Source organism: Tengunoibacter tsumagoiensis (genome assembly GCF_003967535.1).
GTDB classification, from domain to species: domain Bacteria; phylum Chloroflexota; class Ktedonobacteria; order Ktedonobacterales; family Ktedonobacteraceae; genus Tengunoibacter; species Tengunoibacter tsumagoiensis.
Map to the genome: position 1 here is coordinate 289,458 of NZ_BIFR01000002.1, position 15,131 is coordinate 304,588.

At 48.7% G+C, this 15,131-nt stretch carries 8 protein-coding genes; 4 read left to right on the forward strand and 4 right to left on the reverse strand.

From position 1 onward, the window contains the following. Positions 1 to 10: 10 nt before the first annotated feature. Genes EL628_RS22020 through EL628_RS22030 form a run of 3 tightly spaced genes read left to right on the forward strand, consistent with a single transcriptional unit; the run spans position 11 to position 8,163 of the window. Positions 11 to 3,214, forward strand: a complete 3,204-nt coding sequence (locus EL628_RS22020; protein ID WP_126582168.1) for a type I polyketide synthase — start codon at positions 11 to 13, stop codon at positions 3,212 to 3,214. Positions 3,215 to 3,272: 58 nt separating this feature from the next. Next, positions 3,273 to 6,662 (forward strand): non-ribosomal peptide synthetase, encoded by a 3,390-nt coding sequence (locus EL628_RS22025; RefSeq protein ID WP_126582169.1) that lies wholly within the window; start codon positions 3,273 to 3,275, stop codon positions 6,660 to 6,662. Between the two features lie 25 nt (positions 6,663 to 6,687). Continuing rightward, a complete protein-coding gene (locus EL628_RS22030) occupies positions 6,688 to 8,163 on the forward strand; it encodes a condensation domain-containing protein (RefSeq protein ID WP_126582170.1) in 1,476 nt (491 codons plus the stop codon). A 349-nt stretch (positions 8,164 to 8,512) separates the two neighbouring features. On the opposite strand, the gene EL628_RS22035 is transcribed toward EL628_RS22030, so the two are convergent. From EL628_RS22035 to EL628_RS22045, 3 genes are all read right to left on the reverse strand, one after another. Further along, positions 8,513 to 9,406: an NAD(P)-dependent oxidoreductase gene (locus tag EL628_RS22035; RefSeq protein WP_126582171.1), complete on the reverse strand. Its 894-nt coding sequence runs from the start codon at positions 9,404 to 9,406 to the stop codon at positions 8,513 to 8,515. 232 nt (positions 9,407 to 9,638) lie between these two features. Further along, positions 9,639 to 10,232, reverse strand: a complete 594-nt coding sequence (locus EL628_RS22040; RefSeq protein ID WP_126582172.1) for a DinB family protein — start codon at positions 10,230 to 10,232, stop codon at positions 9,639 to 9,641. A gap of 515 nt (positions 10,233 to 10,747) precedes the next feature. Beyond that, entirely contained in the window at positions 10,748 to 11,974 is a 1,227-nt protein-coding gene (locus EL628_RS22045) for a hypothetical protein (RefSeq protein ID WP_126582173.1), read from the reverse strand. 422 nt (positions 11,975 to 12,396) lie between these two features. On the opposite strand from EL628_RS22045, the gene EL628_RS22050 reads away from it, so the two are divergent. Continuing rightward, a complete protein-coding gene (locus tag EL628_RS22050; protein ID WP_126582174.1) occupies positions 12,397 to 13,494 on the forward strand; it encodes a glycosyltransferase in 1,098 nt (365 codons plus the stop codon). A 139-nt stretch (positions 13,495 to 13,633) separates the two neighbouring features. On the opposite strand, the gene EL628_RS22055 is transcribed toward EL628_RS22050, so the two are convergent. After that, on the reverse strand, positions 13,634 to 15,121 hold the full coding sequence (locus EL628_RS22055) for a condensation domain-containing protein (RefSeq protein ID WP_126582175.1): 1,488 nt from the start codon (positions 15,119 to 15,121) through the stop codon (positions 13,634 to 13,636). Positions 15,122 to 15,131: the final 10 nt, after the last annotated feature.

Below are 15,131 nucleotides of genomic sequence, written 5' to 3' on the forward strand. Positions count from 1 at the left end.
GAGATACTTGATGCAACCGAGTGAAATGCCTGAAAATGCTATTGCCATCATTGGAATGAGCGGACATTTTCCACAAGCAAAGAATCTAGCAGAGTTCTGGCAAAAATTGCGAGCGGGTGAAGAGCTGATCACCTTTTTTACTGCCGACGACCTCGTTGCCGAAGGTTTTGCCATCGAGACAGTCAAACGAGACGACTTTGTCGGGGCCGCCGGTATTTTAGAGGATCATGCAAGCTTTGATGCAGCCTTCTTTGGCTATAGTCCGCGTGAAGCAGAGGTGATTGATCCACAGCAGCGCCTTTTTTTGATGGATGCCTATCAGGCCTTGGAAAGTTCTGGCTATCTTTCGGATACATACGAGGGGCGTATTGGCGTCTTTGCGGCTTCAAGCATGAACACCTATATTCTGTATAACCTCTTTAGCAATCGAGATTTCATGGCTCACGCCAACTCATTTCAGATTCTTATCAGCAATGACAAAGATTTTCTGGCGACCCGCGTCTCCTATAAGCTGGATCTGCATGGTCCTAGCATGAATATTCAGACAGCCTGTTCAAGCTCGCTTGTCGCAGTGCATGTTGCCTGCCAGAATCTACTCTATGGAGAATGCGATATCGCCATTGCAGGGGCCTCCTCCATCAATTTTCCGCATAAAGGTGGCTATATTTATCAAGATGGTGAGATACTTTCGCCTGATGGTCATTGCCGAACCTTCGATGCCGATGCCCAGGGCACAGTGGGCAGCAATGGAGTTGGCGCAGTTATCTTAAAAAAATTAGAACATGCCCTCGACGATGGGGATACTATTTATGCAATTATTCGTGGCACTGCAATTAATAACGATGGTGCTGGCAAAGTCGGGTATACCGCGCCCAGCGTTGATGGGCAGGCCGAAGTAATCTCTGAGGCGTTAGCAATTGCTGATGTGCCAGCAGATACGATTACCTATATCGAGGCGCATGGAACCGCAACCCCCCTGGGCGATCCCATTGAGCTTGCCGCCTTGCAGCAGGTCTACCAGGAAGCAACGGATAAAGTTGGGTATTGTGCCATTGGATCTTTGAAGTCAAATGTGGGGCATATGGATGCTGCGGCTGGAATTGGTGGCTTGATTAAGACCGTTCTGGCCCTTCAGCATCAAGAGATCCCGCCCAGTCTCCACTATTCGCGACCCAATCCGCGCATTGATTTTACCAATAGCCCGTTCTTTGTGAATACAACCTTGCGTGAGTGGAAGAGCGAGACGAGCCCTCGTCGTGCCGGTGTCAGCTCCTTTGGTATTGGGGGCACCAATGCTCATATTATTCTTGAAGAAGCTCCTCCCCAGCCCGAAGCCGCTCCCGGCCTGCCATATCAGTTGTTGCTCCTTTCGGCAAAGACTTCGTCGGCACTGGAACAGGCCACAAGCAATTTGCAGAGCTATCTTGCAAACTATATGGCAAACTATACGGCAGAGCATCCCAATGGCGAATTAGCGGATGTGGCCGATCTTGCAAACTATACGGCAGAGCATCCCAACGGTGACTTAGCGGATGTGGCCGATCTTGCAAACTACACGGCAGAGCATCCCAATGGCGAATTAGCGGATGTGGCCTATACCTTGCAGGTTGGGCGCAAGCATTATGCCTATCGGCGAACCATTGTGGCCCGTGATCTGCAAGAGGCGCAGCAGGTGCTGGCAACGCAAGATCGCGAGCATCTCCATAGCAGTCTGCAAGAACAGCGCAAGCGGCCTCTTATCTGGCTTTTTTCAGGCCAGGGCTCGCAATATCAGCAGATGGGCTACGATCTCTATGCGACAGAGCCGAACTTCCGCGAGACCGTTGATCGGTGTGCACAGCTTCTCCTGCCACATATTGGGAGAGACCTACGCGAATTACTCTATCCAGCTACGATAGAACAGAAGCAAGAGGCGGCTGCTCAATTGCAGCAGACGCGTTATGCGCAGCCAGCTCTATTTGTGATTGAATATGCATTGAGCCAGCTCTGGTCTGCACTGGGATTGGAGCCGTATGCATTGATTGGACATAGCATTGGCGAATATGTTGCAGCCTGTCTGGCGGGAGTCTTTAGCCTTGAGGATGCGCTCTTCCTTGTGGCTGCGCGTGGACGATTGATGCAAGAGACCGCCCCTGGCACGATGATTAGTATCCCACGATCGGGTGCTGAGATTCAGCCATACCTTCATGGTACCTTGAGCCTGGCGGCCATCAACGCGCCTGGACTGTGTGTGGTCTCTGGCAGCAAAGAGGAGATCGAGCAGCTTCAGAGCAATCTGCAAGATCAGGGGATCGAGACACGCCCTCTTCATACCTCTCATGCCTTTCATTCTGTACTGATGGAACCGATCTTGTCAGCGTTTGAGCAACATGTACGCCGGGTAACGCTGCATCCACCTGCGCTCCTCTATCTCTCCAATGTTACTGGAGATTGGATTCAGCCCTATGAAGCGACCGATCCGCTCTATTGGGTTAAGCAGTTGCGCCAGCCAGTACAATTTGCAGCCGGGATCGAGAGACTGGCTCAGGAACAGGATGCGATCTTCCTTGAAGTCGGACCCGGACGGACGCTCAATACACTGGTGCGACAGAACCTTGCCAGACAGACAACACAGGTAGTTCTTTCTTCCCTTCGCCATCCACAGGATCAGCAGTCCGATCGCGCCTTCTTCCTGGATACGATAGGCCGTCTCTGGCTTGCAGGACTATCTCTGCAATGGAAAGCACTGTGGACGCAAGAAACACGTCGTTTTATTCCCTTGCCCACCTATCCATTTGAGCTGCAAAGCTACTATATTGCACCACAGGCAGGCTCGTTTATGCAAGGATTGCACCAGAGCAAAGAAGCAGCAACCTCCGTAGAGCCTGGTACGATAGAGGCCTCCACCGCCAATAGCAATCTTTATGCGCGACCGCAATTGCAGAGCGATTACGTCCCGGCTGAGACCGTCATCGAGCTTCGCCTGGCAGAGATCTGGCAAGAACATCTGGGCATTGAACAGGTAGGCATTTACGACAACTTCTTTGAATTAGGAGGACATTCGCTGCTCGCTACGCAGATGGTATCTGAGATTCAGCAGAGCTTTCCCATTGATTTCTCACTGAGAAACCTGTTTGAGAACGCGACCATCGCCAAAGCAGCCGTTTTAATTGAAGAGCAACTGCTCGCTAAACTTGAATCTCTACCCGATGACGAATTACCTCTGACACTGTAGCCGTTTTTACCATGAAGATAGCAGAAGATAGCAGTACATTGAGAGAGGAGAGCGGGCTATGTCTTTGTCAGACGGACAAACACAACCACAGACAGATCGTCGCAGTGCCTTATCTGAGCAACAGCAGGCGCGCCTTAGCCAGCTGCTGAGCAAACAGCCGATCAAGAAAGAGGCGACGATTAGTGCGCGGACGGCACAGGGGCCGGTTCCCGCGACATTTGTGCAACAGCGTTTATGGTTTATTGAGCAGATGAATCCAGGGAATACTGCTTACAACCTGTACAATGTATTGCGCATTCGAGGACCGGTGAACGCTGATCTGCTTGAGCGTAGCATCGCCAGGATTATTGCTCGCCACGAAAGTTTGCGCACAACTTTTCAGATTGATGAGAAGGGCAATCCCCTTCAGCATCTTGCTCCAACGCTTGATTGGTTACTTGAGCGGAAAGATCTCAGCCTGGATGAAGAGAGGGAGCAGAGCCTTCAGACAATCTTAGAGCAGGCCACGCGATACCGCTTTGATCTCCAGCGGGGGCCTTTGCTCTATGGGTGTGTGGTTCGCCTGGATGCTCATGAGCATGTGCTGGTGCTGGTCATTCATCATATAGTCTTTGACGGATGGTCCTTTCGCGTCTTTATTCACGAGCTGAAAAGCTTCTACGAGGCCGAGCAAGCTGGTGGATCGCCAACGTTGCCTGCATTGGCGATCCAGTATGCCGATTATGCTCTCTGGCAGCAAGAATGGTTGAAAAGCGAGCAGGTCGCTACACATCTGGCCTACTGGCAGGAGCACCTGAGTGGAACATCGTTTATCTTAGATCTTCCAACAGATCGTCCTCGTCCACAGATCCAGACGTTGCGGGGGACCAGCCTGACCTTTGCCCTGCCTTCCGAGCTTACCGCACAGGTTAAGGCGTTCTGTATTCAACAGGGATGCACACTATTTCAGGCCTTATTAGCCGCCTTTCAGATTGTGCTCTCGCGGTACAGTGGGCAGACTGATTTTCTCATTGGAACGCCGATGGCCAACCGGACCCCACGCGAGACCGAGCCGCTCATTGGCCTGTTTGTGAATACCCTGGTCTTTCGAGCGCAGTTGACCGGTGAACCAGGTTTTCAGGCTATTGTTGCAAAGGTGCGTGAGGAGACATTGGATGCCTCATCGCATCAAGAGCTCCCCTTTGAAAAACTGGTTGAAACCCTACAAAGCGAACGCGATCTGAGCCGTAATCCCCTCTTTCAAGTTATGTTTGCCTTTCAGAATAACCAGCAAGTCTCCTACACGATTGCCGATCTACAGATCCACTCAATACGCCTGCCAAATCCTGCCGCCCAATTTGAGCTCAATCTCTCTATGGCCGATACAAGCGAGGGGATTAAAGGGGCCATTGAATATAATACTGACCTGTTTGACGAGGCCACCATTCAGCGTTTGAGTGGGCATTTTCAGAGCGTGCTTCAGGCAGGCATTGAGCATCCAACGGCATCATTTAAGACGCTGCCTTTGCTGACTGCTTCTGAAAAACAGCAGCTTGCTACCTGGAATGCAACGCACCGGGCATTTCCGCTGGAGAAAGCCTTTCATGAGCTTTTTACTGAGCAGGTCTGGCGCTCACCCCGGCAGATTGCCTTTCGTTATCAACAGAGATCCATGACATATGAAGAGCTCAATCAGCGTGCCAATCAGCTTGCGCATGCACTGCTTGCCCAGAACATCCCCGCTGAAGCTCCGATTGGTCTGTTTATGGAGCGTTCGCTGCCAATGGTGGTTGCGATACTTGCAATCTGGAAAGCTGGTGCAGCCTATATTCCACTTGATCCCGTCTATCCTCGAGAGCGCATCACCCAGATTTTAGAGAATGCCCACCCCGTTCTTCTCTTGACGCAGATGCCGATCGCTTCAGCCTTTCAGGAGATACCGCAGATAGCCATCGCGGATGATTGGCAGGGGTTAGATGAATGGAGCAGTGAAGAGCCTCCAGGCCGAACTTTACCAGATTCGCTTGCTTATACTATCTATACGTCTGGCTCAACTGGTATTCCAAAAGGAGCAATGGTCACTCATCGCGGGATGCTGAATCATCTGTTTGCCAAAGTCTCAGATTTACAGATCAGTGCCGAAGATCATCTTGCTCAGACGGCTTCTCATTGTTTTGATATCTCGGTCTGGCAGTTTTTTAGTGCGCTCCTGGTTGGTGGAACCGTGACCATTTTTCCCGATGAGGTTACGCACAATCCAGAACGTTTGCTGACAGAGACAGTGCACTCGCAGATTACCATTTTAGAGATTGTTCCATCTTTATTGCGAGCGATCCTGGACACAGGCGCTCAGACGTCGATTATTCAACATTTGCGTTACCTTGTTGTCACTGGTGAGGCGCTTCCGACAGAATTGTGTCAGCGCTGGTTTCGCGATGGCTCCACTATCCCGCTGGTGAATGCCTATGGACCCACTGAATGTTCGGACGATGTCACGCATGGGTTTATCGAACCAGCTACCACCATTGCAGGACCGAGCGCACCTATTGGACGTACCATCGCCAATACGCAATTGTATCTTGTCGATGAGCGCTTCCTTCCAGTTCCAATTGGTGTTACTGGTGAGTTATATGTTGGTGGAACCGGGGTGGGACGAGGCTACCTGTCCGATCCCGAGCGCACTGCCACGGCTTTTCTGCCTGATCCATTCAGCGGGGAAGCAGGTGCGCGGCTCTATAAGACAGGTGATCTTGCCCGCTATCTTCACGATGGCACCATTGAATTCCTCGGACGTATCGATCACCAGATCAAATTACGCGGGTACCGCATTGAATTGGGAGAGATCGAAGCCGTCCTCAACTCGCTTGAAGGAGTGCAGAGCAGCGTCATTGTACTCCATACGGAGACAGCGGGCGTTCAGGCTGGACAACAGCGACTCATCGCCTATGTGGTTAATCATGCTGAGTCAGGTCCAACCGCCAGCCAACTTCGGCAAGCGCTCAAAGAGCGGCTACCAGAGTATATGGTTCCAGCTGCCTTTATTTTTCTGGCTGCACTTCCTCTGACCACAAATGGGAAGATTGATCGAAAAGCATTGCCAGCGCCTCAGGAGAACGAACTGGCCCGCATCGTCGAGTATCGACCGCCCCAGTCCGCCCTGGAGCAAGCGGTTGCCCGGGCCTGGCAAGAAATTTTACATATTGAGCATGTAGGAGTGCAGGATAACTTCTTTGATCTTGGAGGTCATTCATTACTCTTAATTCAAGTGCAGCAGAAGCTCAAAGACGTTTTCACAACGAGAAAAGTAACGTTACTTGAACTTTTTCAATATCCAACCATCAGCGCACTCGTCGACGCACTTGCACCTGCCCAGGGAGTAGCGCAGAACCATCGCGCCTCCTCGCAAGGTCAGAATCGCGCTCAGAGCCGGCGTGCAGCCTTGAAACGACTGCGGCAAGAGGAAAGATGAAAACAGAAAGGTGAGGGTTAAAAAGATGTCTACCTCCTCCTCCGATAACTCACAACGACTGGCCAGCCTGTCACCGGCCAAGAAAGCATTGCTTGAGCAGTTGCTCCAGAAGCCCAGACCAGCGACTACCAGTAGACATATCCAGCGAAGAACAGAGTCAGGCCCGGCACCACTGTCTTATATTCAAGAGCATCTCTGGGTTACGCCTACGATTGAGCCAATTGCCGTGTTGATTGACGGAGACATCCAACTTGCCTGGTTGGAGCAAGCTTTTCATGAACTGATTCAGCGGCACGCGACCTTACGCACCACCTATACCAGAGGCAGCGATGGAAGACCGGTTCAGATCATTCAGGAGAAGATGGCCTTTGAACTTCCGCTTGAAGATGTCGAAGCGTGGCCGGAAGCAGAGCGTTTTGAGCGAGCGATGGAGCAACTTAATCAAGAGTCGCGCAGCCTGACCATCGATCTTGAGAAGGGGCCGGTACTCCTGGCAAAGATCTTCCGTTTTACAGAACAGCAGCATCTTCTCTTTGTGGTCATCCCAGGCTTAATTACAGATGGTTGGGCTCAGGTTGTCTTTTTTCGTGATCTGGCAGCTCTCTACACTGCTCAGGCCGAGGGAAAACCTGCAACAATCCAGGATTTAAGTATTCAATATGCAGATTTCGCAAGCTGGCAGCGTCAAACATTGCCATTTGAGCGCTATCACACCTTCTGGAAAGCCAGATTGGAGGACCGTCCACGACTGATCTTGCCAACGGATCTGCCGCGAGAGAGCGTAACCTCCTATCGTGAGAGCCGGGTAAGCGTTGAGGTCCATCCACAGACGGTCGAGCAGATCCGTGAGTTCTGTCGTGCCCAGAATGTCACGCTTTTTCTCTTCTTCTTCACCCTGTTTCACCTCTTAATGCATCACTTCACCGGTCAATCGGAGATCGTCATAGGAATTGAGATCAGTAGCCGTAATCGGCCAGAGACGGAAGATCTGATCGGCATTTTCACCCATATCTTGCCCGTACGGATCTCTCTTGTTGGGGAACACCTAACTTTTCTGGACCTGTTGCAGCGCGTGCGTGCCGAAGCTGCCGACGTCTACGCTCATCAAGGTATCCCCGTTGGACGCCTGATCGAACTGTGTGATCCTGAGCGCGATCTCCAGCGAGAGCCCATCATCTCTGCCACCGTTGCCTATCTTAACGAGCAGACCTTACTCTCCGCTCGTCAGACAACCGCTATCTCATTCAAGCCCTATCGGCTCGCAGACGAAGAAGAACAGGAAGATCTGAATCTCCAGATTTTTGATATTCCCCGTGGCCTGGGTCTCGTGCTGGTCTATAATATCGGCCTGTTCCATCGATCAACTATTGAAGACCTGTTAGGAAGATATACAAGTTTGCTGCAAAAAGTTTTAGCTCAACCACACGTAGAGGTAAAGGATCTGCTTCAATCTGTGGTAGAGGGTGGAACAATGTGGAGTGGGTCGCCACGGCCATCATGAATGATGGGCCCGACATGTTTATGCGATAAATCGCACGTTATAAGTGATTTATCGCATGAGTAGTGTAGGGTTTATTTGGTATCGCGTGGTGGTGATGAGAGTGCCACCATGTGGATTGGGTCGCCACGGCCATCATGAATGATGGGCCCTACGTCATTTATGCGATAAATCGCACGTTATAAGTGATTTATCGCATGAGTGGTGTAGAGTTTGTTTGGTATCGCGTGGTGGTGATGAGAGTGCCACCATGTGGATTGGGTCGCCACAGCCATCATGAATGATGGGCCCTACGTCATTTATGCGATAAATCGCACGTTATAAGTGATTTATCGCATGAGTGGTGTAGGGTTTATTTGGTAAGGCCGGCATCGCGGTCGATCCCGCGCGTCATCTCCATCCAATCGCGTTCACCATTTCCGTTGGCGATCTCGCCCACAAAGCGATTATGAAGCTGGCTGGCAAAAGGCATTGGAACCTGCGACTGTTTGGCCTGATCGAGCACCAGGTCCACATCTTTGAGCCCCAATTTGAGCAGAAAGCCAATCTCATTAAAATCGCGTTCAGCAATCTTTGTGCCATAGTTTTTATAGATTGGACTGGCAAACAATGTCTGGCTGAACATATCAATGACTGCACGACGCGAGATATCATTTTTCTCAACGAGTGCAAAGACCTCGCCCAACGACTCCATTGCCGAAGCGATCAGAAAGTTGCCAGAAATCTTCACAATATTGGCTTTATAAGGCTCTTCCCCAAAATCAAAGATTCCTTGCCCTAACGTATTCAGGATCGCGTGAACTCGCTCTTTCGCAGCTTTTTCACCGGCCACCGCCAGCCACAGTTGGCGTGCGGCAGCAGCTTCAGGGCGACCAAAGACAGGCGATGCTAGATACGTACTCTGATGCTGGGCATGGAGTTTTGTGAGCTTCTGTGCCAGAGCTGGCGAGATGGTGCTCATTGATAGATGGATACCTCCTGGCTCGAGCGACTCCAACAGCCCATTCTCCCCTAACGTTACCGCCTCTAACGCCTCATCATTGGCGACCATGGATAGGACAATCTTGCCTCCTCGTGCCACCTCTCCTGGTTGATCGGCACGTGTTGCGCCAGCGTGTACAAGCGCCTCAGCCTTCTTCGCATCTCGATTATAGACCGTCACCTGGTAACCGGACTGGACCAGATTTGAGGCCATGGCCTGGCCCATATTCCCTAATCCAACAAAGCCTACACGTTCTTGACTCATAGAAATATCCTCTCCTGAAAAAAAATCCTCACTCATCTATCACGTTTCGCTTGTGAGAAGGAAAGACAGGAAAGGTTAGCGATCAAAAGAAAACAGGGCTCTTGATCCAATCTTTGACCTTCTTCTGCACATATTGAACGTGGAATGGCGCTGAAACTCCAGAGAAAACTTTGAAGTTTCAGCGACCGTCTCCCCTACCTATGAGAGTAGGGAACTGAAGATGCTCCTATTCTTAATCTAGCTCGAAGACCGGAAGGCCGTGGACACCAAGAGTCGTGAAGATCTCGCTGCCGTGATGGATATCATGTTCGAGCACATGCCAGATGACAGACTGGAGCGAGACTGAGGGCCTCACGATATGAGCCTGACGCGCCGCCTCTATCCACATTTGAGCGTATGGTTGGAGTGCAGGTTCCACCAGTTCCGCATGCTGAACTCGTTCCGCATCACCCAGGGGCGGGATGACCTGTTCAAGATCAGCAGGAGTCAGGCGGATAAGCGTCTGTTTAATACCCTGCCAGGTCTTCTCAAGTCCGGCAACCAGTTCTGCGGCAGAGTGGCATGGGTCCACGCCCGCCTCACAGACCCCGAGCGCCCATAATTCGTAGGAAGTCAGATCAACGCTCTTCTCACCCATCCGTGCGTGGAACCACCAGGCGCGGCTCGCGACAATATGCGTCACATACATACCAATTGACCAGTGTTGAGGCGTCAGGCGTAAGGCAAGCTGCTCTTCTGTAAGAAGTGTTATGGCCGCAACAAGACGCTGCTGATATCTGTCCCAACCTGCGTAGAAGGGGAGGAGTGAATGTTGATGTTCTATCATGATAGGTATTCCTTGTTTTTTTTGAGAGAAGAAACAACACGATCAGATCAACACAACAAGGAAAAAAGGAGAAGAGAGAAAAGGTGTATCGCTTGCACAATGATTGAACATGCGACGCCGCAAAAGAGGAAAAGATAGCCTCCACCTGCTAATGGCATGATTGATGGGGCACAGTGGTGATATATTCACCTGAAGTTCCAGGCCTGACACCTCTTTGCAGCACGCTTCTCCATCTCTCTTGTCCCATTTCGCTGCTTGTGTGATAACTATCTACCGTCTCGAGCAGGGATCAGACGCAAAACGGCTGATCGCTCATGTCTGCTAAGAGACACGCGATAGTTGAAAGCAAGCATGGGAATATCTGTTTCACTGTTTGAATAGGAAACAGGATGGAGTTAGTTGCACACTGGCATAGATGTCGAAACCTCCCAAAAAAATGAATGAATACTTTAGTAGTATATAAGGAGAGAGATGACGCTGTCAAGGATGGATGGAGTAGCTTAATTCTTTCCTGGTTATAAAAAAATTAAAAGCAGTATCAAGACACCACAGGACCCTTCAATTATAATTTTATCCAGCATGAATTGCTCATCACTTGCTTGTTGTTGATTTTTTAAATATGTGACAAGATCGTTCATCGGAACGAAAAACCGTTGGCCATGCAATAAAATGTTCTCAAATTGGATAGGAGTTACGACATTGTTGGGATGGTCGGCAAGGATCTGTATATTCTGGACCAGGGCTTGATAATCTGCTTGTGTGGTTTGCAGATAACGCTGGACAGCAGGGTCAGGGTTTGTGAACAGGACAGACTGTTCCTGTCGAAACAAGATTAAGGTCGTCTGAAGATCACTGATCGCCTGTATATTATCAGACGTGGAGCGATAGCGGAGTGAATAAGCTGAATTTTCAAATATTCGTTCGCGCTCACGTTGAAAACCAGTATTCACAATATACTGTTCATCTCTTTGCGAACTGGTGGGGACAATCTCAAACCAGATAAGGAACAGGAGAGAACAAAGAGCAAGAACACTAAAAAAACGGTTCAAAAGAAAGACCAGTTCGCCCGTTTTCCCCGCTTGAAAGAAGCTGGCATAAAACACTGCCCATAACTTTCTGCTCGTCGGAAGGGTTTCAATGAATGGCAGGTGAACCTCTTTCATTGCATAGATATACCGATCAAGCAAGATAAGAAAGATACAAACAATGAAGCAAAGAACGATAATGATAATTCGAATAGAAAGAAGCTGAACCATTCGTGCGCTCGCATGTTGTTGCAAAATAGTCACAAGATTTGTAATCGAGGCGAAAAAGGGGCGATCGTGCAACAAAATGATGTTGAACTCGATAGAATTGGCTGGATCATCGGGATGATCTAATAATGCCTGTGAGGCGACAATAAGAGCAAAATAATCCACTTGTGAGCCTTGTAAGTTGCCCTGAACATCTGGATCTGTATTTTTTTGCAACAGATTCATCTCCTGCTGAAGTGCATTCAGGGCCTCTTGAAGCTCATAGTGTGCCTGGACGCGTTCTTCTTGTGGACGATAGAGTAGAATATAGCCTGCCTTTTCAATCTGCTGACTGCGAGCTCGTTGAAATCCAGCCTCAACAATATACTGCTGTGTATCGCGTTCTGAACTTGTTGGTGCAATATCAAAGGCAATGAGAAATAGCAGCAAAACGATAACTATAATCTTGATAATTCGGGAAATTGTGGAGAGAGCAGTTGTTGTGTGCATAGTGTTTCCTTATAGTTAATGTTATAGATGTTATTCAGTATGGTGCTAATTATTAAATGCATGAAATAATCAAGTTAATATAAAAAATCTTTACGATATATAAAAAGACGAATTTTTTGTCATGATGTTAATTACTGATTGCTCTTCTCGCGATTATATGTTCTTCATACAAATTTTCAAAATATTATATGATATGTTATTGATGCTCTATGGCATATAATAATAGATTTGACTCGAAAAAGAAGAAAAAAAGTTTGAAATGGATTAACTGATCCATTTCAAATTGGATATTGTTTGTTTATAGCTGTTATGTTATATTTTTATTATGTTCGATGTGAACAGGAATTAAAAAACATAAAGAAGCATTGGATTGCTTCATATGTGTTTTATTGTTTGAGGAGAAAGACGCAGGAGGCGTAAAAGTGAACATTTTGATTTTAGGAGATCTCTACACCCACGTAGATCGTATTCTGGCCTTATCTGAGATGGGGCATACAGTAGTTTACTGCTACACTTATTTTCCAAAATCACTCAAGAAGATTGAAGGAACGATCCCCTGTTATCCTCTTGCACGGTACAGTTTCCTGGAGCAGATCCATCATCTGGTCGACAAATATGAAATCAATGTTATTTATAGTGGGCTGCATTTCTTTGATGGCTCATTAGAGGCCACCATTGAGTTACTTGATGGTGGGATTACAGTGCCAATTGTGAGACATTATAAAGAGCATCGATGTTCTCCAACGATGAAAGAGCGCCGTACATTAATGGAGACTGCCGGACAGATTTATATCAATGATGAGTCCGTGGAGTACTTTCGAGACGTTTATGGGATCAACCTCTGGAGCACCCATGTCATGGATGCAGAACTGATCTCCCGAGAGTACATGAAAGAGACGCTCACGCCAAAGCTGAGCAGAGTAACGGGGGAACCCCACATTCTGATTGCCGGAAATATCAGTATGGCAAACGATCATCAAGATGTTCGTGAACTTTGCCTGGCGATGAATAAACATCGTATTCATGTTCATCTTTATGGGATCTATCATCATCAAGATGAGGAACACAATATTTTTATTCGCCCTTATGCACCTACATTGCAGGTATACAAGCGCCTTGCGGACCTCTATCCCTACGTCCACATTCATGATTACATTACTCCAGAAGAATTTACGCAGGAGTGGTCTGGTTACGATGCCGGTTTCCTTCATGTTCCCGTACCTCGAGAGCATTATTACGGTCGTTTTGAGCAGCTGAATATGCCCTGTCGCTATGCTGCCTATCTGGCTGCTGCATTGCCATTAGCTGCGCATGAAGGCCAGACAGCCATGGCGAGGTTTGTCAAAAAGAATCACCTTGGGCTTGTTTATCAAAGTTACGATGAACTGGCAGAGCAGCTTCATGATACGCAGCATATGGAGAGCCTTACCAGAAGTGTTGAAGATAAACGCTATAATTTCTCTTTTGAAGCCCAGGCACCTCATCTAATCCATATTTTGAGCCAGTATGCTCGTCTCTAGTATCTTTCATTCTATGTGAAGCATTCAGCGAGAGGACGGCCCTTTCACAAGGGTCGTCCTCTCTGATTTTGCCTTTTCGCTGTTCTACCATCCATCCAATCACAGAATGAAGCGCTTTGTTTCCAGATGCCAGGCCTCTTTACGAGAGATGAGAAAGCATACTTAGCTCTTCCAGAACGGTAATCATCTCTTGCCCAAATGCTTCAATTGTTGTTTCCTGGTATAGCTCTATCCCATATTGCCATGTAATATGGAGCTTCCCAAATAAAATCATGACCACGACCTTCATGGTATTGGCACTTTTATATTCTGAGAAACCAGGTGGATAGGGTAGGACTTCAGGTGCGCTCTTCATTCCTTGCAGCCCCAGGCCGGCAGTTTCAACCTCCTCGTTGTACTGGCCCCGGTAATTGATCTCAACCTTGGCATCATACGGCTGGATAATATCCAGGCTGGCATCGATGTCCTCCGAACCTTTATAGAAGGAGAGGACCAGGCTGGCAATATCTCTTTCTGGCAGTTTACGCCAGTAGGTGAGAACAGATTGTAATGCCACTGCAGGAGATGACTCTTCAGGTATCTGGAAGACCTCATTGAGATAGAAGGCAAAGTTCCCAACGGTATGTGAGAGGTCCATATCTGAAAATGGTGTATTGCGGCCAAAAGAAGGGATACGTAAAGGAAAAACAGTCTCTTTTGTCCTGCGTTGAAGCGCAACAATATATGCCGTGAAGAGTAACTCATTCATTTGAATATGATGTTTTGCTTGCATCGCGACTAAACGCTCTGTTGTCTCCGCGCTCACCTCCTGAGTGATCTGGCCAAATTTGACCCAGGAAAAATCCCCATCAGGATTGTCTGGCGGAAGAATAGTCAGAGTCCCAGGAGCGGGCCATGTTTTTCTCAGCTCATTGAGGGCATGAATATGTTGCAGGCCCTCCTGTGAATGAGCAAACGCAGACATGCGACTGCCATATTCTTGCATCGAAGTCGTTTTAGGTGCCAGGCGCGGTGTGTTTCCCTCACTGTAGGCGCGATAAAACGTGCTCAAGTCATCAATGAGCGTTTCCAACGATAGCATATCTGCAATCAGACGAGATGTAATAAAGAGCAGGCGGCCAGTCTCCTGCTCGCCCCGATAGAAAAAGGCCACATGGATCAGCTTTCCATGAAAGAGGTCCAGCAGCCCCATTGCCTGATGATAGTACTGTTGAATATATTCCCACTGTCCTTCCGCATCGAGATGCGATATATCGATTCTTATGGTCCAGGGGGCACCGTTCAACTCAGATGATGGCAAGATATTTTGCCCCCACTCCCACTGGGTCGCTCCTTCAACGAAGCAGGCTCTTAACTCATCATGATAGGAGATAAGCAATTTCACTGCATCCTCTAAATGTTGGGGATGAATATCTGTCTGCATCTCCCAGAAAGAAGGCATCACATGCATGAGTGGAAGATGTTTGCCCGTATACCACATATGACCTTGCTGATTGGCATTGAGAATGACCGGTCCGGTTACCTCTTCGGGCGATTGCTGGGTTCGGCGTTCCATGAGTTTCGATAAAAACGCTTTTTGCTGCTCTGGAGAGAGCGCAGCCAGACGCTGAGTGAGTTTTTCACCCATTCCTACTACT

What these genes read in the sequence shown, in the direction of transcription:
- EL628_RS22030 (WP_126582170.1), top strand. Translation starts at nt 6,688, where the DNA reads ATGTCTACCTCCTCCTCCGATAACTCACAACGACTGGCCAGCCTGTCA.
- EL628_RS22035 (WP_126582171.1), bottom strand. Translation starts at nt 9,406, where the DNA reads ATGAGTCAAGAACGTGTAGGCTTTGTTGGATTAGGGAATATGGGCCAG.
- EL628_RS22040 (WP_126582172.1), bottom strand. Translation starts at nt 10,232, where the DNA reads ATGATAGAACATCAACATTCACTCCTCCCCTTCTACGCAGGTTGGGAC.
- EL628_RS22045 (WP_126582173.1), bottom strand. Translation starts at nt 11,974, where the DNA reads ATGCACACAACAACTGCTCTCTCCACAATTTCCCGAATTATCAAGATT.
- EL628_RS22020 (WP_126582168.1), top strand. Translation starts at nt 11, where the DNA reads ATGCAACCGAGTGAAATGCCTGAAAATGCTATTGCCATCATTGGAATG.
- EL628_RS22055 (WP_126582175.1), bottom strand. Translation starts at nt 15,121, where the DNA reads ATGGGTGAAAAACTCACTCAGCGTCTGGCTGCGCTCTCTCCAGAGCAG.
- EL628_RS22025 (WP_126582169.1), top strand. Translation starts at nt 3,273, where the DNA reads ATGTCTTTGTCAGACGGACAAACACAACCACAGACAGATCGTCGCAGT.